The 17,777-nt window shown below is 65.2% G+C and carries 19 protein-coding genes; 10 read left to right on the top strand and 9 right to left on the bottom strand.

What is annotated here, in order from left to right:
- The first annotated feature begins 10 nt into the window (after positions 1-10).
- Genes AC1DSF_RS04110 through AC1DSF_RS04070 form a run of 9 tightly spaced genes read left to right on the top strand, consistent with a single transcriptional unit; the run spans position 11 to position 7,800 of the window.
- Positions 11-1,006: a Bug family tripartite tricarboxylate transporter substrate binding protein gene (locus AC1DSF_RS04110; protein WP_478182456.1), complete on the top strand. Its 996-nt coding sequence runs from the start codon at positions 11-13 to the stop codon at positions 1,004-1,006.
- Between the two features lie 24 nt (positions 1,007-1,030).
- Positions 1,031-2,212: an FAD-dependent monooxygenase gene (locus AC1DSF_RS04105; RefSeq protein ID WP_478182351.1), complete on the top strand. Its 1,182-nt coding sequence runs from the start codon at positions 1,031-1,033 to the stop codon at positions 2,210-2,212.
- Positions 2,209-2,544, top strand: coding sequence for a hypothetical protein (locus AC1DSF_RS04100; protein ID WP_478182350.1), 336 nt, complete (start codon positions 2,209-2,211; stop codon positions 2,542-2,544). Before AC1DSF_RS04105 ends, AC1DSF_RS04100 begins: the two co-directional genes overlap by 4 nt.
- 60 nt (positions 2,545-2,604) lie before the next feature.
- Entirely contained in the window at positions 2,605-2,823 is a 219-nt protein-coding gene (locus AC1DSF_RS04095; protein WP_478123604.1) for a recombinase-like helix-turn-helix domain-containing protein, read from the top strand.
- A 41-nt stretch (positions 2,824-2,864) separates the two neighbouring features.
- Positions 2,865-3,893 carry a Rieske 2Fe-2S domain-containing protein gene (locus tag AC1DSF_RS04090; protein ID WP_478123603.1) on the top strand — a complete coding sequence of 343 codons (1,029 nt, stop codon included), beginning with the start codon at positions 2,865-2,867 and terminating at the stop codon, positions 3,891-3,893.
- A complete protein-coding gene (locus AC1DSF_RS04085) occupies positions 3,890-4,339 on the top strand; it encodes a RidA family protein (protein WP_478123602.1) in 450 nt (149 codons plus the stop codon). Before AC1DSF_RS04090 ends, AC1DSF_RS04085 begins: the two co-directional genes overlap by 4 nt.
- A 27-nt stretch (positions 4,340-4,366) precedes the next feature.
- Positions 4,367-5,335 (top strand): PDR/VanB family oxidoreductase, encoded by a 969-nt coding sequence (locus AC1DSF_RS04080; protein WP_478123601.1) that lies wholly within the window; start codon positions 4,367-4,369, stop codon positions 5,333-5,335.
- 38 nt (positions 5,336-5,373) lie between these two features.
- On the top strand, positions 5,374-6,480 hold the full coding sequence (locus tag AC1DSF_RS04075) for a porin (RefSeq protein WP_478123600.1): 1,107 nt from the start codon (positions 5,374-5,376) through the stop codon (positions 6,478-6,480).
- A 24-nt stretch (positions 6,481-6,504) separates the two neighbouring features.
- Positions 6,505-7,800: an MFS transporter gene (locus tag AC1DSF_RS04070; protein ID WP_478123599.1), complete on the top strand. Its 1,296-nt coding sequence runs from the start codon at positions 6,505-6,507 to the stop codon at positions 7,798-7,800.
- 4 nt (positions 7,801-7,804) lie between these two features.
- Here the strand turns inward: AC1DSF_RS04070 and AC1DSF_RS04065 are convergent, their stop codons facing one another.
- The 9 genes from AC1DSF_RS04065 to AC1DSF_RS04025 all read right to left on the bottom strand — a co-directional run bounded on the left by AC1DSF_RS04065 (position 7,805) and on the right by AC1DSF_RS04025 (position 16,933).
- Complete coding sequence (locus AC1DSF_RS04065; protein WP_478123598.1) at positions 7,805-8,536, bottom strand: ABC transporter ATP-binding protein; 732 nt, start codon at positions 8,534-8,536, stop codon at positions 7,805-7,807.
- Complete coding sequence (locus AC1DSF_RS04060; protein WP_478123597.1) at positions 8,523-9,260, bottom strand: ABC transporter ATP-binding protein; 738 nt, start codon at positions 9,258-9,260, stop codon at positions 8,523-8,525. The genes AC1DSF_RS04065 and AC1DSF_RS04060 overlap by 14 nt, the downstream gene beginning before the upstream one ends.
- Entirely contained in the window at positions 9,257-10,300 is a 1,044-nt protein-coding gene (locus AC1DSF_RS04055; RefSeq protein WP_478123596.1) for a branched-chain amino acid ABC transporter permease, read from the bottom strand. The genes AC1DSF_RS04060 and AC1DSF_RS04055 overlap by 4 nt, the downstream gene beginning before the upstream one ends.
- Positions 10,297-11,166, bottom strand: coding sequence for a branched-chain amino acid ABC transporter permease (locus tag AC1DSF_RS04050; protein WP_478123595.1), 870 nt, complete (start codon positions 11,164-11,166; stop codon positions 10,297-10,299). Before AC1DSF_RS04050 ends, AC1DSF_RS04055 begins: the two co-directional genes overlap by 4 nt.
- Positions 11,167-11,182: 16 nt before the next feature.
- Positions 11,183-12,406: an ABC transporter substrate-binding protein gene (locus AC1DSF_RS04045; RefSeq protein WP_478123594.1), complete on the bottom strand. Its 1,224-nt coding sequence runs from the start codon at positions 12,404-12,406 to the stop codon at positions 11,183-11,185.
- A 74-nt stretch (positions 12,407-12,480) separates the two neighbouring features.
- A complete protein-coding gene (locus AC1DSF_RS04040) occupies positions 12,481-13,248 on the bottom strand; it encodes a CoxG family protein (protein ID WP_478123593.1) in 768 nt (255 codons plus the stop codon).
- Positions 13,238-13,741 (bottom strand): (2Fe-2S)-binding protein, encoded by a 504-nt coding sequence (locus tag AC1DSF_RS04035; protein ID WP_478123592.1) that lies wholly within the window; start codon positions 13,739-13,741, stop codon positions 13,238-13,240. The genes AC1DSF_RS04040 and AC1DSF_RS04035 overlap by 11 nt, the downstream gene beginning before the upstream one ends.
- Entirely contained in the window at positions 13,738-14,619 is an 882-nt protein-coding gene (locus tag AC1DSF_RS04030; protein ID WP_478123591.1) for an FAD binding domain-containing protein, read from the bottom strand. Before AC1DSF_RS04030 ends, AC1DSF_RS04035 begins: the two co-directional genes overlap by 4 nt.
- Positions 14,612-16,933 (bottom strand): xanthine dehydrogenase family protein molybdopterin-binding subunit, encoded by a 2,322-nt coding sequence (locus AC1DSF_RS04025; RefSeq protein WP_478123590.1) that lies wholly within the window; start codon positions 16,931-16,933, stop codon positions 14,612-14,614. The genes AC1DSF_RS04030 and AC1DSF_RS04025 overlap by 8 nt, the downstream gene beginning before the upstream one ends.
- 218 nt (positions 16,934-17,151) lie before the next feature.
- On the opposite strand from AC1DSF_RS04025, the gene AC1DSF_RS04020 reads away from it, so the two are divergent.
- A complete protein-coding gene (locus AC1DSF_RS04020) occupies positions 17,152-17,745 on the top strand; it encodes a MarR family winged helix-turn-helix transcriptional regulator (protein WP_478123589.1) in 594 nt (197 codons plus the stop codon).
- Positions 17,746-17,777 lie beyond the last annotated feature (32 nt).

Genomic DNA, 17,777 nt, shown 5'->3' with positions numbered 1-17,777 from the left:
CAGGCTCAACATGAATCGCCGCGACTCCCTTGTCCGTGTTTTCGGCACGGCACTCCTTTCCATCGCCGCTGTGACGTCGGCCCATGCACAGACCGATGCGCAGAAGCAGCTTGCGAGCAATCGCTTCACCATCGTTTCGCCGTTTCCGCCCGGCGGGCCGGTCGACACGTTGGCGCGGATGCTTTCCGAAGGGCTCGGCAAGCGCTACGGGCAGGCAGCGGTGGTGGAGAACGATGCGGGCGCTGCCGGCAACATCGGCATGGACAAGGTCAAGCGCGCCAAGGCCGATGGGCACACGCTGCTGGTGGTGCCTGCGGGCAATCTCACGATCAACCCGACGCTGATGCCGAACTTCCCGTTCAACATCGAGAAGGACTTTGCGCCCATCACGATGCTCGCGAAGGCGCCGAACGTGCTGGTGGCTTCGCCGGCCTCGGGCATCAAGAGCGCGAAGGATCTCGTCGCGATGGCGAAGGCCAAGCCGAACACGCTGTCGTACGCGTCTCCCGGTGTGGGCAGCGGCCTGCATCTCGCGGGCGAGCTATTCAAGCAGCAAGCGGGTGTCGATCTGCTGCACGTGCCATACAAAGGTACGGGGCCTGCGCTCAATGACGTGCTCGGTGGCGTGGTACCGCTGATGTTCAGCAACCTGCCCGCGACGCTGCCCTTCATCAAGAGCGGAAAGCTGATCGCGCTCGGCGTGACCGAAGCCAAGCGCACGCCTGTCGCGCCGGAGATCCCGACGCTGGCGGAGCAGGGCATCCAGGGCGTGAACGTGACTTCGTGGTACGGCTTGCTGGCGCCTGCCGGCACGCCGCAGGCGGTCATCGACCAACTCGCGAAGGACGCGGCCGAAATCCTGGCCGAGCCGCAAGCGCGCGAACGCCTGCAGACGCAGGGCATGACCACCGCGGCGATGAAGCCCGCCGAGTTTGCTGCCGCGATGCGTGATGAGACGGCCGTGTGGGCCAAGATCATCAAGGCTCGCAACATCGTCGCCGAATAACGAGAACAAGAAGAGGAGACGCGCATGTCAACGAAGCAATCCACCGGCGGCACCGTCGACACCATCGGCATCGTGGGTGCCGGCATCGGCGGCCTGGTCGCCGCCATCGCGCTGCGCCGTGCAGGCCACGACGTCATCGTCTTCGAGCAGGCGAAGGAATTTGCCCGTGTCGGCGCCGACATCAATCTGACGCCCAACGCCGTGCGGGCGCTCGACGGCCTCGGCGTGGGCGAAGCCGCCCGCGTGACGGCGGCGCGCCCTTCGCACCGCATCAGCCGGACCTACGACACGGGCGAGGAAACGTCGCGCCTCGAGATGGCCGACTCGGCCGAGCAACGCTATGGCGCGCCACAGCTCACCATCCACCGCGCCGACTTGCTGGCGGCTCTGGCAGAGATGGTGCCTGCCGAATGCGTTGCGCTCGGCAAGCGCGCCAAGTCGATCGCGCCCGATGAGAACGGTGTGAGCCTGAGCTTCGAAGACGGCACCATCGCGCGCGTCGGTGTGCTGATCGGCGCCGACGGAATCCACTCGGCGGTGCGCACTGCGATGTTCGGTGCCGAGAGTCCGCGCTTCACCGGCATCGTTGCCTACCGGGCTGTCGTGCCGGCCGAACGTGTGGCCGCCGTGCCGAACCTGGGCGCCTTCACGAAGTGGTGGGGCCCGAATCCGCAGAGCCAGATCGTGACTTTCCCGCTGAACCGCGGCAAGGACATCTTCATCTTCGCGACCACGCCCCAAGACACCTGGCACCTCGAATCGTGGACCGCACCGGGCAGCGTCGATGAGCTGCGCGAGCAATACGTGGCTTATCACCCCGAAGCGCGCGCCTTGCTTGATGCTTGCGACACGGTGCTCAAGACCGCCTTGTATGAACGCGATCCGATGCAAGCCTGGGCCTCCGGCCGCATGGTGCTGCTCGGCGACGCAGCGCATCCCATGCTGCCCTTCATGGCGCAGGGCGCCGGCATGGCGATCGAAGATGCGGTGGTGCTGGCGCGCCATCTCGAAGGCGTGCTCGCCAGCGAGGCTCCCGAAGCGCTCAAGCGCTATGAGCAGGCCCGAATCGAGCGCGCCAGCAAGATCCAGCTCGGCTCGCGCGGCAACAACTGGTTGCGCGAAGGCGGCAACGCCGACTGGGTGTATGCCTACGACGCCTGGGCCGTTCCTGTGGCTGTCGACGTCACGAGCGCGAGCGTGCAATGAACACCACGCCCGTCGCTTCGCCGAACATGCTTCTCACGATCGTGATGAAGCACCACCCCGGCCTCACGCTGGACGACGTGCAGTCGCGCATGAAGGCGAGCGACTGGTGGGAATCGTTCCCGCCCGAGGGCACGCGGGTGGTTTCATGGACCGTGGCGATGGGCCTGGGTCAGATCCTCACCCTGGAGCTTCCGCCCGAGAAGCTGCCGTTGGTGAACCTCGAACTCGAACGTCGTGCGTGGGGCGTGTTCAGCACCGAGTGCTATGCGACCTACGACTTCGTTCCGGTGCGCGAACGCATCCGCGAGCGCGTACGCAACGGCGGCCAGTGAGGCCGCGACAACCGACCTCTGTTTTTTCCGCACGTCCAACCTACCTCGATGGAGCGAACCATGACTGACCGAAACCTCGACCCGCACCAGGCGCGCACGCGTACCCCCACCACTTATGAAGACCTGCTCGGCGACGCGATCGAGCGCGCCTTCGCGGCAGGCATCCATGACCTTCCGGGCCTCGTGGAGGCGCTGAACGGCAGCGGCCTGAGCAGCCCCAGCGGCAAGCTCTGGACCGAGGCCATCTACCGCGAAGAGATCGCCGCCCTGGGCGCCTGATTTCGCCCCGACCCCATTTCTTCCTTTCAAGAGGAACCATCATGACAACCACCCACGGTGACCCGGTCGATCAAGTGCTCGAAGCCGGTCTCAAGGATCTCTGGTATCCGATCTGCCCGTCGAGCTACATCAAGGAATCGCCTGTTTCGCTTCGCCGCCTCGGCCGCAAGTTCGCCTTCTGGCGCGATCACGCCGGCAAGCTGCATGCGCTCGAAGACCGCTGCCCGCACCGCGGCGCTCCGCTGTCGCAGGGCGTGATCCTCGGCGATCGCCTGTCGTGTCCCTATCACGGCGTCGAAGTACGCTGCGACGGCGTCGTGACCAAGGTGCCCGGCAGCCCCGGCTGCAAGCTCGAAGGCTCGCAGGCCACGCGCTTCTTCCATGTGGAAGAGAAGGCCGGCGCAGTCTGGCTCTACAACGGCAAGGAATCGGTCGATACGCCGCCGCCGCTGGTGCTGCCCGAGCAGCTGACCAATGACGATGAATACTCTTCCTTCCTCTGCTATGCGGAGTGGAAGGGCGACTACCGCTACGTGCTCGACAACGTGATGGACCCGATGCACGGCACCTTCCTGCACAAGCAGTCGCACTCGATGGCCGAAGGCGATTCGACCGCCAAGTTCGGCATCCGCCAGACCGACACCGGCTTCGTGTTCGAAAAGGAAGGCCAGCGCAACGTCAACTTCGACTGGACCGAATGGGCGGACACCGGCGTGCACTGGATGCGCCTGGAAATTCCCTATCCGAAGACTGGCGGCCCTGGCGGCAACTTCATCATCATCGGCAGCTACACGCCGGTTTCGCCGACGCTGTCGTGCGCCTTCCATTGGCGCGTGCGCAAGCTGCCGAAGGGCTGGGAACGCGACACCTGGCGCTTCCTCTACAAGAACCGCCTCGAAGCGCGCCACTGGCACGTGCTCGAACAGGACCGCGTGCTGATCGAGAACATGGAGCCCGATGCCAACCAGCACGAGCAGCTCTATCAGCACGACCTGGGCATCGTCCGCCTGCGCCGCCACATGCGCGGCCTGGCGACGCAGCAGCTCGAAGCCAGCGCGCAAGCCGCATGACCTCGCAAGCCGCCATGCCGGTCCGTCGCGTCGCTTGCGAAGCGGTGCCCGATCTGCCACACGCCACCTGGTCCAACGCGCTGGTCGTCGGGCAAGAGGTGGTGCTGTCCGGCCAGACCGCGCATCCCGCGACTCGCGATGCTGCGCAGGCTGGCGCGCCGCTCGGCGCCTATGAGCAGACGCTCGTGGTGCTTCGGAAGATCCAGCAGTTGCTGCAAGCGGCAGGCGGGGGCGTGCACAACATCGTCAAGCTCGTCGTGTACGTGACCGACATCGCGGACAAGGACGAAGTCGGGCGCGCGCGGCGCGAGTTCTTCGCGCAGGCGCCCGGATCGCCTTACCCGGCCTCCACGCTGCTGGCGGTGCAGGCGCTGGTCTTTCCTGAACTCCGCGTCGAGATCGACGCATTCGCGCGGCTCGACGTCGACCTGCGCGCCGCCCAATGAATTGAATCGCTTTTCCGAGGTTCCGCCATGTCATCCCCCACGCTGAACGCCCTGGTGCACACCATGCGCTATGAAGCCGACGGCATCGTCAGCGTCGAATTCCGCCCGGCCTCACCGGACGTGGATTTCCCCGCCTTCGAGGCCGGCTCGCACATCGATCTTCATCTGCCGAACGGGCTGGTTCGCAGCTATTCGCTGTGCAACCCGTCGACCGACCGGCAGCGCTATGTAGTCGGCGTGCTCAATGATCGCAAGAGCCGTGGCGGTTCGCGCTACGTGCACCAGCAGTTGCGCGTCGGCATGACGCTGCCGATCTCGGCGCCGCGCAACAACTTCAAGCTGGAAGAGGGCGCGGAGCGTTCCGTGCTGGTGGCCGGTGGCATCGGCGTGACGCCCATCTGGTGCATGCTGCAGCGCCTCGTGGCGATCGGCAAGCCGGTCGAAATGCTCTATTGCGCGCGCAATCGCAAGGAAGCCGCCTTCTGCGAAGCGATCGGCGCCTTGGCCGCCGAGAAGGGCGTGCCGCTGACCTGGCATTTCGATGAAGAGAAGGGCGGCCCGCCAGACCTGGCGGGGCTGCTGGCGGACAAGGGCGCCGACAGCCACTACTACTGCTGCGGCCCCACACCGATGCTCGACGGCTTCGAGAAGACTTGCGAGAAGCTCGGCTATCCGCACGCGCACATCGAGCGCTTTGCGGCTGTGCACGTCGAAGCGCCGAGCGCAACCCAGACCTACATGGTCGAGTGCGTAAAGAGCGGCAAGACCGTCGAAGTGCCGCCGGGCAAGTCCATCCTCGACAGCCTGATCGATGCCGGCCTGAACCCCGACCACAGCTGCAAGGAAGGCGTTTGCGGCGCCTGTGAAACAAGGGTCATCTCGGGAGAGATCGACCACCACGACGGCATCCTCAGCAAGCAGGAACGCGCGTCGAACAAGACCATGATGATTTGTGTCTCGGCATGCAAGCGCGGTCCGCTTGTGCTGGACATCTGAGTCCACTCGCCAGCTTTCCTCAACTCCCTGCAAACTCCATGAAGAAGAAAATTGTGGCCGTGGCCGCATGCACGGTCGCGTCCCTGGCCTGCGCGCAATCGAGCGTGACCCTCTTCGGCGTCGTCGACGCCGCGGTGACCTACACGACGGGTTCGGGACCGGTTTCGACCAGCAAATGGCAGCTGACCAACAGCGCCAACACCTTCAGCCGGCTGGGCTTTCGCGGCACGGAAGACCTGGGCGGCGGATATGCCGCCGGCTTCTGGCTCGAAGCCGGCCTGCAGAACGACACCGGCAGTGGCTTTTCGACCAACACCAACAACCAGGCGAGCGGCAACACACAGCCCGGCGGCCTGACTTTCAACCGCCGCTCGACGGTCAGCTTCCTGGGCCCCTTCGGCGAAGTGCGTCTGGGCCGTGACTACACGCCCACCTTCTGGAACACCGCGCTGTTCGATCCCTTCGGCACCGGCGGCGGCATCGGAGCGAACCAGATCTACTTCTCGGCCCTTGGCGGCCTCGTTTCGCCGACCGGCACGCGCGCATCGAACAGCGTCGGCTATTTCCTGCCGCCTGTGCTCGGTGGCTTCTATGGGCAGCTGATGTACGCGATGGGCGAGAACGACTCGAACGCGGTGCTGCCGGGCCCCGTGCCGCTTTCCACGAAGAACGACGGCGACTACGCCGGCGCGCGCGTGGGCTACCTCAACGGCCCGTTCAACATCGCACTGTCGACGGGCAAGACCCGCTACGCAATTGGCGACCTGCGCGTGACGAACCTCGGCGCCTACTACATCTTCGAGCCGCTGATGAGCCTGAAGCTAATGGCCGAGTACTACGAGGAGTCGCAAGGCTCCGTGGACGGCAAGGGGGCGCTCGTGGGCTTCATCCTGCCGATCGGTGCGAGCGAGATCAAGGTCTCGTACGCACGCTACAAGCGCGAGCCCGCGGGCAATCTGCCGGAGCCCACTTCTTCGAAGATCGCGCTGGGCTACATCTACAACCTGTCGAAGCGAAGCGCGGTCTACGCGACCGTCGCACGACTGACGAACAGCAACGGTGCATCGCAGGCGCTCGGCGGAGTGATGACTTCGCCGAACCACGCGTCGACCGGGACCGAATTCGGAATCCGCCACGCGTTCTAGCGCGGCTACCCAAGGAGCAATGCAATGCAAGCGAAACAGTTTCGTTGGTACGGCGTCATCACGTTGTTCGTGATCGTCGCGATCTCCTACATCGACCGGATCAACATCGCCGTGCTGATCACCGACGCCGGTTTCCTCGATCACGTCGGGATCGCCAGGAGCGATCGCGTCAGCCAGGGACTCCTCGCGACGGCGTTCATGGTCGGCTACGGTGTTTCGGCATTCGTGCTGACGCCGTTCTGCGCGGCGCTCTTCGGGGTACGCAAAAGCCTGATCTTCGGCTTGCTGCTTTGGGGGGTGGTCACCTTCATCACGCCCTGGTTCAGCGGCTACGGAATGTTGTTGGCGTCGCGCGTGCTGCTGGGTGTGTCCGAAGGGCCGTTGTTCTCGCTGGCTTCGTCCTACATCAAGGCGCATTTCGAGTCGCACGAGAACGGAAAGCCCAACTCCTTCGTCAACATGGGCACGGGGCTCGGCCTGGCGCTCGGCTATCCGATGATCGGCCTGCTGCTCGCCAGCTTCCATTGGGAAATGTCGTTCTATGCGCTGGGCTTGCTCAACATCGCCCTCGGGATTCCGCTGGTGATCGCCTTCGTTCGCATGCCCGCTTCATACGCCGACATGCGCAAGCCGGCTTCTTTCGGCGAGGCCATGTCGAAGGTGGGCGACATCGTGAAAGGTGCGCTGCACACGCGTTACCTGGTGCTGATCACCGTGCTGACTTCGGCCACGCTCGCCTATCTCTGGGGCAGCAGCAACTGGCTGCCGACCTACCTGAAGGAGGCGCGCGGTTTCTCGCTGCGCGAGATGGGCTGGCTCGCCTCGTTGCCGCAGTACGCCACGGTGGTTGCGGTGATGGTGGGCGGCATGCTCATCGACAAAATCGAGCGGCGGCGCGTGCCGTTCATCTTCATGGGGGCGAGCCTGGGCGTTGCATTGGCGGTGCTGTGGGCGATCAATGCGCAGGACCGCTACACGGCCGCCTACGCACTCATTGCGGCCAACTTCTGCTGGGGTCTTGCGAGCCCGGCGATTCCGAGCACGGTGCAGTATTGCTCGCGCCCCGAACACGTGGCCAGCGCATTCGGCGTTGTCAACGGAACCGGCAGCCTGGTTGCCGGCTTCATGCCGGCGGTGATGGGCGGCGTGATCAGCGCGGTCACTGCCGGCCAAGGCACTTCCGGCGGAGCGGCTTCGGGCTTCTTCGCGGGGTTCTCGCTGCTGATCGGCACGCAGGCGATCGTGTTCATCTGCGGCTTCATCCTTTGGCTCAGGGAGCGCCACGTGCCGATGTCCAGGGTGAGCGCCACGCCCGCCTGAGAGCCTAGAGACCGAGATAGGCACGGCGCACTCGATCGTCTTCGAGCAGCTCCGCGCCGGTCCCTTCGAGCGTCATCGATCCGTTTTCCAGGACGTACGCCCGCTGGCAGAGTTCGAGCGATTCGACGACGTTCTGCTCGACCAGCACCACGCTCAGGCCGCTTTGGTGCAGCGATGCGACGACATCGAACATCTGCCCCGTGAGCGCCGGTGAGAGTCCGAGCGAGGGCTCGTCGAACATGATCAGCGAGGGGTTCGCCATCAATGCGCGGCCGATGGCGAGCATCTGCTGCTCGCCGCCCGACAGCGTCCCCGCACTCTGGGTGCGACGTTCGGCAAGCTTTGGAAAACTGGCGTAGACACGCTCGAAATTGCGTGCCTTGTCCGCGCGCGCACGATTCAGCACGGCGCCGAGCCGCAGGTTCTCTTCGACCGAGAGGCTGGGGAAGATCTGCCGTCCTTCAGGCACCTGCGCAATGCCCAGCTCACAGACTGCCGGGCTCGATGAGCCGGCGATCTCCCGTCCATTGAATCGGATGCTGCCCGAGCGCACCGGCGTCATGGCGGCAATGGCGCGGATCAACGTCGTCTTGCCCGCGCCGTTGGCGCCGACGATGGAGACGATCTCGCCGGGCAGAATGTGGAAGCTGACGCCGCTGAGCGCCTGGGCCTCGCCATAGAAGGCTTGCAGGTCGGTGACTTCGAGCAGGGGTGCGGGACTGCTAGTGGTGCTCACGCTGAGCCTTTCGTCCGAGATAGCTTTCGATGACACGCGGGTCCTGCGTGACTTCGTCGGGTTTGCCTTGCGTGACCAGTTCGCCGTGATGCAGCACCACGACATGGCTCGCCACCGACATGAGGATGCGCATGACGTGCTCGACCAGCATGATCGTGAGCCCGCCTGCATTGAGTTCGCGCAGTACGTCGATGATGGCGTTGGCTTCGCTGGGACGCAGCCCCGCCATCACTTCGTCGAGCAGCAGAAGCTTGGGTTTCGTCGCCAGCGCCTTCGCGAGTTCGAGCATCTTGCGATCCGGCAGCGTGAGGTGAACCGCCAGCACGTCGAGCTTGCGGCCGAGTCCGACGCGCCGCAGTGTCTGCGCGGCGACTTCGCGCGCTTCGTTCAAGGTCGGCGCGTGCAGAAGTGCGCCCACGGTGGCGTTCTCCAGCACAGTCATCTCCAAAAGCGGGCGCACGACCTGGAAGGTGCGCGCCACGCCGCGTTTGCAGACCTGCTCCGGCACGAGCCCGGTGAGGCCCTGGCCTTCGAATAGGACCGAACCTGCAGTGGGAGCCTGTGCGCCCGCGATCATGCTGAAGCAGGTCGTCTTGCCGGCGCCGTTCGGACCGATGAGGCCGACGATAGAGCCGGGCTGGACGTCGAAGCTGACGTCGTTGACCGCAGTCAGCCCCGTGAAGCGCTTGGTGAGCCCGCGCACGCTCAGGAGTGCGTCGCTCATTGCGTGGCCTCCGCGGCTGCGGCAGGCGCTGCCGGCGCTGCCGGAATCTTGGCGCTCTGCGCATCGCGCCCGCTCAGGCGCCGCGCCAGCGATGCAATGGCCGGCGACATGCCGTTGGGCAAAAGCCCGATGACCACCAGCACCAGCACGCCATAGATCAGCGTGTTGAAGCCGAAGATGTTCATGTTCTGCGCCAGCTGGTTCGAGAATTCGGTGACCGGGATCACGAAAATCGCTCCAAGGATCGGACCCAGCAAAGTGCCGAGCCCGCCGAGGATCGGCCCGACGATCATTTCGATCGAGAAGTGCATGCCCATGATGGTTTCCGGGAACAGGCTGCCGTTGAAGAGGGCATAGAAGGAACCCCCGACGCTGGTCATTGCCGCGCTGATCATCACCGCGACGATCTTCAGGCGAAGCGCCGGCACGCCGATGGCACGCGCGGCATCCTCGTCTTCGCGGATGGCACGCCAGAGGTAACCCAGTCGCGAGCGCGTCAGGGCGGTGCACAGCGCCAGCGCGAGGGCGCACAGCGCCAGGAAGGCGAAGTAGTAGAAGGTCGTGCCGCCGCGCAGCGTCAGCAGCGGATGGCCATCACCCACGGTCTTCAGAAAGTACCCGCCGTTGCCGCCGACGAAGCTCCAGTTCTCGAACACCATGCGGCCCATTTCCGCAAAGGCGATCGTCAGCAGCGTGAAGTAGATGCCGCGCACCGCGAATCTGAAGCCGAGCCAGGCGACGATGGCGCCGGCTGCCGAGCTCAGCACGATGCCCACTGCAATGCCCAGCCAGGGCGATACGCCGAAGGTGCCGATGGCGACGGCTGCCGAATATGCGCCAATGCCCGCGTAGAGCGCATGGCCGAGTGATAGCTGGCCGACGAAGCCCATCATGAGATTCCATGCCTGTCCGAAGAATGCGCACATCAGCACGAGGGTCAGGAGCGACAGGTGCGAGTCGCCCACCACCAGCGGCAGCAGCGCGAGCGCGACAAAGCACAGCGCCACGGGCAGCAATGCGCGAAGGTGCCAGCGATTCATCGACGCCTCCCGCCGAAAAGGCCTTCAGGACGGACGAGCAGCATGACGATCAGCAGTCCATAGGAGATCATGGATTTCATGGCCGGGTTGATGAGCAATGCGGCCAGGCTTTCCGACACGCCGATGAGAATGCCGCCGACCAGCGCCCCGACCAGGCTACCGAGGCCGCCGATGATCACGGTGATGAAGGCCACCATCGTGAAGCCCTGTGCCAACGTGGGTTGCACGTCGAAGATGGGCGCCACGAGCGCGCCCGCTGCACCGGCGCAGGCGAGCCCGATGCCCGCGGTGACCGCGTAGACATGCTTGACCCGAAGACCGATCGCCTGCGCGCCCACCTGGTTGTCGGCCGCGGCGCGGATCGATGCGCCCGTGAGCGAGAAGCGCAGGTAGGCCAGCAGCAGCGCGATCAGCAACAGCGCCGCGGCGCCGCCCTGCAGCCGCACCATGTCCAGCCGCAGCGCACCGAGCTTGACCACTTCGAAGTTGGCCGGCGAACTGATGCTGCGTGTATCCGGACCGAAGACCATCAGGTGAATGCCCGTGATGACGAACGCCAGGCCGATGAAGAGGATGAACTGCACATGGTGCGGCCTGCGGATGAAGCGATTCACGAAGGTCGCCTGGAGCAGGTAGCCCAGTCCGAACATCGCCACCGCCGCGATGGGCATCGCGACCCACGGCGGCAGCGCGAACGCAGTCCACAGCGCATAGCCGAGGTACATGCCGATGACGACCATTTCGCCGTGCGCGAAATTCACGATCTTCATCACGCCGAACATGATGGTCAGCCCCAGCGCGACGAGCGCGTAGATGAGGCCGATGAGCACGCCGCCGGCCACGACGTTTGCATAGAGGTCGAACATGGGGCTTGCCGCGGGATCAGCGCTGGTCGAAAGGCCGCATCGGGAAGTTCGGCGCTGCGACGGCGATCTCCTTCGGGCCGACGACGATCGGCGCGCCATTGCGGTTCTGCAGCATCACGACGCCGATGTTCGGGTTCTGCCCCTTTTCGTTGAAAACGATCGGGCCGCCGAACATCACGTGATCGGTGATGTTCGTCGTCTTGAGTGCCGCATGCAGGGCGGCCGGCTCCGAGGACTTCGCGCGCTTGACTGCATCGGCGACGATCTCGACCGCTTCGAAGGAGAAGCCCACGTTGAGTTCGAAGCGCTGGCCCTTCTCGGTACGCTCGTAGCGCTCGACCAGCGCCTTGGCGCGCGGGTTCTGCGGGTTGTACCAGGGGACACAGATCATGTAGTCGTCGCCGTACTTGCCCACTGCATCCGTGAAGGCGCGCTCATAGGGGCCGGCGCTGCCCGGGCCGATGATCGCCATCGGATTGAAGCTCTGCTTGACGGCTTCGCGCACGATCATGATGGCGTCGTTCACGCGAGTGAGCGGCAGCAGCAGGTCCGCGCCGGTTGCCTTCGCCTTGGCGACTTCGACGGACAGGTCCTTGGCTTTGACGTCGTAGCCGATCTTGGCAACGATCTGGATCGGCACGCTCTGCTTTTCCCAGAGCGCGGAGACGCCTGCCAGCGCGGCCTGGCCGTAGGTGTCGTTCACATAGAGCAGCACGGCTGTCTTCGGCGGCTTGGCCGAGGAAGCGGCGAGTTCCTTGATGCGCACCACCGCGTTCTCGATCAGCGAGGTCACCGGGGTGAAGTTGCGAAAGACTTGCGTGAAGCCCTGCTCGGTGATCTGCGGCGCCGATCCGATGTTGATCACCAGCGGCACCTTTGCGGCTTCGGCGGCCTGAGCGGCGGAGATCGTAGCGCCGGTGTCCCATGCGCCGATGAGCACCGAGCAGCCGGCACGGATCAGCTTTTCAGCCGCGACCCGGCCGTTCTCCGGCTTGGATTCGGTGTCGGCGAACATCAGTTCGAGCTCCGGCCCGCCTTGCTCCTTGTTGATGAGCGCGCCGAACTCGATCCCCTTGCGCGCAGCCTGGCCTGAGGACGCGTAGACACCGCTGGTCGGGAGCAGTACGCCGACCTTCGTGGGGGTCGCGGCGCGTGCCGAAAGAATGGGCAGCGCGCCCGCGGCGGCCGTGGCGGCCGTCAACTGGACGACTTTTCTGCGGGTGAAGAGGGGAGCAGTCATTGGGGCTTTCTTGGGGCTGGGGGTTGAGGGGAGGGGGAAGGGGAGGGGCGTTGCGGCAGTGGCTTGCCGCCGTTTCACTTGAGGAGGTCGCGCAGCCAGGCCTGGCACTGGTCTGCACCTTCGAGGGGCCAGTCGACGCTGATCGTCCTGTCGGGCTGGCGCACCTCGATGCGGATGAAGCGGCCGGGGCCCGCGAGGGGGGCCGAACGATTTGGTTTGTTGCCAGTCAGGCGTGACCACCATGTCGATTCGTTGCGGGGCTGTGATTCGGCTGCTGCTACTGGCTCGCTGGCGAAACCGGGAGCCGGCTTTGCGGCCGACGTGACGGCTGCCGGTGCTGGTGTTGCAACCGATGCTGCTGTGGGTGCCTTTGCCACTACAGGCGCCGGCGAAACCCCGCCGTCGATTCGCGCGGCGAGATTGGCGCCGAACTCTTCCCACATGCGGTCGGCCTTGGTCTTCATCACGCTCAGGCCGAACGTGCCCAGACGGCCAAGCACGTCGACCTGCACCTTGGTGCGCAACTCCGTGCCGCCCTCGGCCGTCGGTGTCAGGAATATCTCGCTCTGCTGCTTCAGCGAACTCGCGACCGATGCGTCTTCGCCAGTGCCCTCGGCGCGCAGATAGGTCGGCGCGCGCTGTTCGACGATGGTGGTGCGCAGCTTGAACTTGGCGTTGATGAACGCGATCTTCACGTGCATCAGCGCCACGTATTCGACGTCGCTCACGACATCGATGGACTTCATGCCCGGCACGCAGCCGCCCATGACTTGCGGATCGAGCAGCAGCGCCCATACGCGCTGCGGCGATGCCGCAACGGTCAGTGTCTTTTCAATTTCCACGCATCTTCTCCGCGGCGGTCAGGATGGATTCGACGATCTGCGTGTAGCCCGTGCAGCGGCAGAGATTGCCGTTGAGGCCATGCCGCACTTCGTCGGAAGTTGGGTCGGGGTTGTTCTTCAGCATGGCGCACGAGGTCATGAGAAAGCCCGGCGTGCAGTAGCCGCACTGCAGGCCGCCGCATTGCATGAAGCTCTCCTGCAGCGGGTGCAATGGCGCGTCCTTGCCGTTCCCTCCGATATCTCCGGTGCCTCCGAGGCCCTCGACCGTGCTGATCTCGCGCCCCCGGACTTGCACCGCAAGCATCAGGCAGGACTTGACGACTTCGCCATCGACCAGAACGGAGCAGGCACCGCAGATACCGGTCTCGCAACCGCGCTTGGTGCCGGTCAGGTGGAGGTCGTCGCGCAGAAAGTCAGAGAGCAGCCGGCGTGCGGGAACGTCGACGCTGCAGGCCTCGCCATTGACGGTGCATTCGATGCGGTGCTGGCTCATTGCATGGCCCCTTCATGAAGATCGATGCCGAAGAGTTCGGCGACGGTGCGGCGCGCGACGACCCGCACCATGTCGCGGCGGAATTCCGCCGAGCCGCGCGCGTCGGACACGGGTTCGATGTCGCTGGCCACGATGTCCGCGACTTCGGCCGCGATGTCGGACGTGACCGTGCGGCCTTCCAGGAAAGCCTCCGCGCGACGCAACCGCGTCGGGATGGGCGTCGATGCACCCACGGCGATTCGCGCTTCGCGGCACAGAGCACCATCGCGCTGCGCTACGAAGGCGACGCTGGCAAGCGGCCGATGCTCGGCTGCCGTGCGAAGGAAGCGCGAGTACACGCCGGAGCTGTCCGCCACGAGCGGCGGCACACGAATTTCGACGACCATTTCGTCGGGCTCCAGTGCGGTCACGTAATAGTCGACAAGGAATTCCTCGATGCTGAGAACGCGCTCGCCGCGCGCGCTGCCCAGCACCACCTTGGCGTCGAGCGCCATCAGGCAGCCGGGCGGATCGGTCGAAGGATCGGCATAGCAGAGGTTGCCGCCGATGGTTCCCTGGTTGCGCACCTGCGGATTCGCGACGCGCGACGCCATGCTCGCGAGCATCGGAAAGTGCGCGCGCACGAGGGCCGAGTTGGCGACATCCGTGTGCCGCGAGAGGGCGCCGATGCGCAGGCCGTTCCGCTCATCGAAGGCGATGCCGCGGAGCTGCTCGATGCCGGCGAGCGAGACCAGGTGCGTAGGCGTCAGCATGCGCTGGCGCATGCCGAGCATCAGCGCGGTGCCGCCCGCAATCGCGCGGCAGTCGTCGCCGAGGTCGGCGAGCATGCGGCTGGCCTCCTCGACGGAGGCCGGTTCGAGGTAATCGAAATCACGCATGGCTGATTTCCTCCCTTGGGGTTTGTGCGCGCAGTGCGGCCAGGATCTTCTGGGGGGTGATGGGCAGATCGGTGATACGCACGCCGACAGCGTCGAAGACAGCGTTCGCAATGGCCGGTGCGCCGGGGAGGATGGCGGTCTCGCTCGCACCCTTGGCGCCGTAGGGCCCGTTCGGGTCGTTCGATTCGACGAAGCCGCCTCGCAGCAGCGGCACCGCGTCGGCCGTCGCCATCGTGTAGTCGGCGAAGTTGCCGTTCATCAAACGGCCGCCATCGAGCTGCATCTGTTCGTACAGCGTCCAGCCGATGGCCTGCGCCGTCGCTCCGTTGGTCTGGCCGTGGACGGCGATCGGGTTGAGCGCCTTGCCGCAGTCGTCGGCGACATAGCTGTCGACCACGGTGACCTGACCCGTCTCGGTGTCGACTTCGACTTCGACGGCTTGGGCAGCGAACGAATAGGCGGGGGCGATGTTGCCGTACACCTTGTCGTCGTGCATGACGGTCTTGGCGTCCCAGGTGCCGCTGACCTGGATGCCTTCGCCACCATGCGTCCAGACGTGGAGCTTGGCGAGTTCGGCAATGGTCGCGCGGCGCTCGGGTGCATCCGCGACGAACACGGCGCCGCCGGCGATCTTCAGTTGTTCAATGGGCACGCCCCATTTCTTCGATGCCAGCGCGAAGAGCTTGTCGCGTGCCATGCGGGCGGCGACGATGGCCGCGTTGCCCGCCGCAATGGTCACGCGTGAAGCGAGCGATCCGATGGCGATGGGCGATGTGTCGGTGTCCGGCGGCACCACGTACATATGGGCCAGCGGCAAATCCAGTTCGTGCGCGACCACCTGGCTCAACATGGTCATCGCGCCTTGGCCCATGTCGCACTCGCCGCTCATGATGAAGACGCGACCGTCCTCGTTGACTTTGACGATGACCGTCGAGCCGTCCCAGTTGCCGATGGTGCGGTTGCCGCTGACGTGCATCGCCGCCGCCATGCCGACGCCTCGGCGTTTCGGTCCGTTCGGTTTCGGTGCCGCACGCTTGGCTTCCCAGCCGATCGCCTGCGTCGCCTGGTCGATGCACTCCACGAGCCCGGTGCTGCCGATGTGCCAACCATGGACGGACACTTCGCCCGCGCCGATGGCGTTGCGCTTGTGAATGGCCACCGGGTCGAGACCCAGCATGCCGGCCATGGTGTGGATGTGGCTGTTGAGCGCGAACTGCATCTGCGTGCCGCCGAATCCGCGGAAGGCTCCGTGCGGCGGGTTGTTGGTGTAAACCAGCGTGGCATGCGAGCGCACATTGGGGTTGCGGTGCATGTTGTCGCTGCGCATGGCGCTCACGTGCATCACTTCGCCGGAGAGCCCGCTGTAGGCGCCGCATTCCGCGACGATGCGCACGTCCTTGGCCACGATCAGGCCGTCGCGGTCCATGCCCAGCTTGAGCGTGATGCGCTCCGGCACGCTCGAACAGGCCGCGAGGAAATCTTCGAGACGGTTGTTGACCACCCGCACCGGTTTGCCCGTCTTCACGGCCAGCAGTCCGGCGATGAGGTTGTTGGCGTCTTCGACCATCTTTCCGCCGAAGCCACCGCCCGTGGTCGCCTGGATCACGCGGATGCTGGAAATCGGGCGCTCCAGCGCGGCGGCCAATCGAAGACGCGCCTGCGTGATCGATTGCGTGGAAGTCAACACCACGAGGCGTCCGTCAGGATCGACGCTGGCGACGGTGCCCATCGGCTCCAGGTAGCCGGGGTACTGCGCGTGCGTGTCGTAGGTGGCTTCGTGGGTCACATGCGCTGCCGCGAAGCCGGCTTCGATGTCGCCGCGCTCGAAGCGGATCTCGTGGGCGATGTTGTCGCGGCCCGGATGCACGCCAGGGGCTTCTTCGTCCATCGCCTCTTCGGGCGTGAGGATCGCGGGCAGCTCTTCGTATTCGACGCGGATCAAGTCCAGCGCATCGCGAGCGATCTCCTCGCTCGTTGCCGCGACTGCAGCCACTTCCTCTCCCGCAAAGCGCACGATGCCTTCGGCCAGAATGCGTCGCTCCTTGTGATGGACGCCCCACATGGCGCGTGGCGCGTCGGCGCCGGTCAGTACAGCCTTTACGCCCGGCAACGCAAGCGCTGGGGAGGCGTCGACCGAGACGATGCGCGCATGGGGGTAGGGACTTCGAAGCACCGCACCGTGCAGCATGCCGGCCAGCTTGATGTCGCCCGCGTACATCGCCCGGCCCAGCACCTTGGAGCGCGCCGTCACCTGCGGAATATCGGTTCCGAGTGTCGATGCGCCGGAGGCGGAAAGATCAGGAGGATTGCGCATGGTGAAGGTCCTCGGACGTGGCGGGCCTGCACCTCGAACAGCGCAGATGGATTCATTAGTGAAACAGTGATTCGCTAATGAATGGATATTGTCCGGGAACGTGTTGACGCATCAACTTGCTGTAAACGCCGATTGACGTTAGAAAATAAAGTGGTATGGCAGATAACACGTGACGGTCCGCCGCCAGGCCGCTGCACTTGGACCACAATGCGCGCCACATGACAGAAGAAAGCAAGACCATTCCAGCTCCCCCTGCCGATCGCTCGGCCGTTCCCGACGCGCAGCCCACCCCTTGGACCGACGTCGACGAAGCCGGCACCACCCTTACGGTGGACGCCTTCATCACAACCATGATGAGTCAGGTGGGCAATGCCCTGAGGCGCACGATCACGCTGCCGTACGCCGATCAGTTCGGCTTGTCGGTGTCCGAATGGCGCGTGCTGGCGCTCGTCGCGCACGCAGGCACTGTGGCCTTCAGCGACCTCGTCGTTCAGTCGACTTCAGACAAGGCACTTGTCAGCCGCACCCTCAAGCTCCTGGAGAGCCGGGCCTTGGTTCAGCTGAGTTCAGAGGGAAACACGCCGCGCAAGAAAGTCTTCTGCGCGATCACCCCCGAGGGCAAGAAACTGCACGCAGAGGCCATCCCCCTCGCGCGCAAACGCCAAGCCGCCGCCCTCCGCGTGCTGGCGCCGCCGGAGCGCGACGCCATGTACCGCGCCCTCATCAAGCTGCGCGATTACTGCCGCCAGGAAGAACAGGGAAAAGCCCCCCCCGACCGCCGCAAAGACGACACCCCCGACACCGATATTTAGAGGAACAGGCCGCCGGCCAAAGTCGTGAGCCG

The sequence above is a fragment of the Variovorax sp. 01N429 genome (assembly GCF_056399425.1).
Note: the sequence above shows the minus strand (reverse complement) of the source record. Positions and strands in the feature narration are given on the sequence as shown.

Excerpts from the sequence above, each read along its gene's own strand:
- AC1DSF_RS04110 (WP_478182456.1), top strand. The coding sequence starts at position 11 with ATGAATCGCCGCGACTCCCTTGTCCGTGTTTTCGGCACGGCACTCCTT.
- AC1DSF_RS04105 (WP_478182351.1), top strand. The coding sequence starts at position 1,031 with ATGTCAACGAAGCAATCCACCGGCGGCACCGTCGACACCATCGGCATC.
- AC1DSF_RS04100 (WP_478182350.1), top strand. The coding sequence starts at position 2,209 with ATGAACACCACGCCCGTCGCTTCGCCGAACATGCTTCTCACGATCGTG.
- AC1DSF_RS04095 (WP_478123604.1), top strand. The coding sequence starts at position 2,605 with ATGACTGACCGAAACCTCGACCCGCACCAGGCGCGCACGCGTACCCCC.
- AC1DSF_RS04090 (WP_478123603.1), top strand. The coding sequence starts at position 2,865 with ATGACAACCACCCACGGTGACCCGGTCGATCAAGTGCTCGAAGCCGGT.
- AC1DSF_RS04085 (WP_478123602.1), top strand. The coding sequence starts at position 3,890 with ATGACCTCGCAAGCCGCCATGCCGGTCCGTCGCGTCGCTTGCGAAGCG.
- AC1DSF_RS04080 (WP_478123601.1), top strand. The coding sequence starts at position 4,367 with ATGTCATCCCCCACGCTGAACGCCCTGGTGCACACCATGCGCTATGAA.
- AC1DSF_RS04075 (WP_478123600.1), top strand. The coding sequence starts at position 5,374 with ATGAAGAAGAAAATTGTGGCCGTGGCCGCATGCACGGTCGCGTCCCTG.
- AC1DSF_RS04070 (WP_478123599.1), top strand. The coding sequence starts at position 6,505 with ATGCAAGCGAAACAGTTTCGTTGGTACGGCGTCATCACGTTGTTCGTG.
- AC1DSF_RS04060 (WP_478123597.1), bottom strand. The coding sequence starts at position 9,260 with ATGAGCGACGCACTCCTGAGCGTGCGCGGGCTCACCAAGCGCTTCACG.
- AC1DSF_RS04055 (WP_478123596.1), bottom strand. The coding sequence starts at position 10,300 with ATGAATCGCTGGCACCTTCGCGCATTGCTGCCCGTGGCGCTGTGCTTT.
- AC1DSF_RS04050 (WP_478123595.1), bottom strand. The coding sequence starts at position 11,166 with ATGTTCGACCTCTATGCAAACGTCGTGGCCGGCGGCGTGCTCATCGGC.
- AC1DSF_RS04045 (WP_478123594.1), bottom strand. The coding sequence starts at position 12,406 with ATGACTGCTCCCCTCTTCACCCGCAGAAAAGTCGTCCAGTTGACGGCC.
- AC1DSF_RS04035 (WP_478123592.1), bottom strand. The coding sequence starts at position 13,741 with ATGAGCCAGCACCGCATCGAATGCACCGTCAATGGCGAGGCCTGCAGC.
- AC1DSF_RS04030 (WP_478123591.1), bottom strand. The coding sequence starts at position 14,619 with ATGCGTGATTTCGATTACCTCGAACCGGCCTCCGTCGAGGAGGCCAGC.
- AC1DSF_RS04025 (WP_478123590.1), bottom strand. The coding sequence starts at position 16,933 with ATGCGCAATCCTCCTGATCTTTCCGCCTCCGGCGCATCGACACTCGGA.
- AC1DSF_RS04020 (WP_478123589.1), top strand. The coding sequence starts at position 17,152 with ATGACAGAAGAAAGCAAGACCATTCCAGCTCCCCCTGCCGATCGCTCG.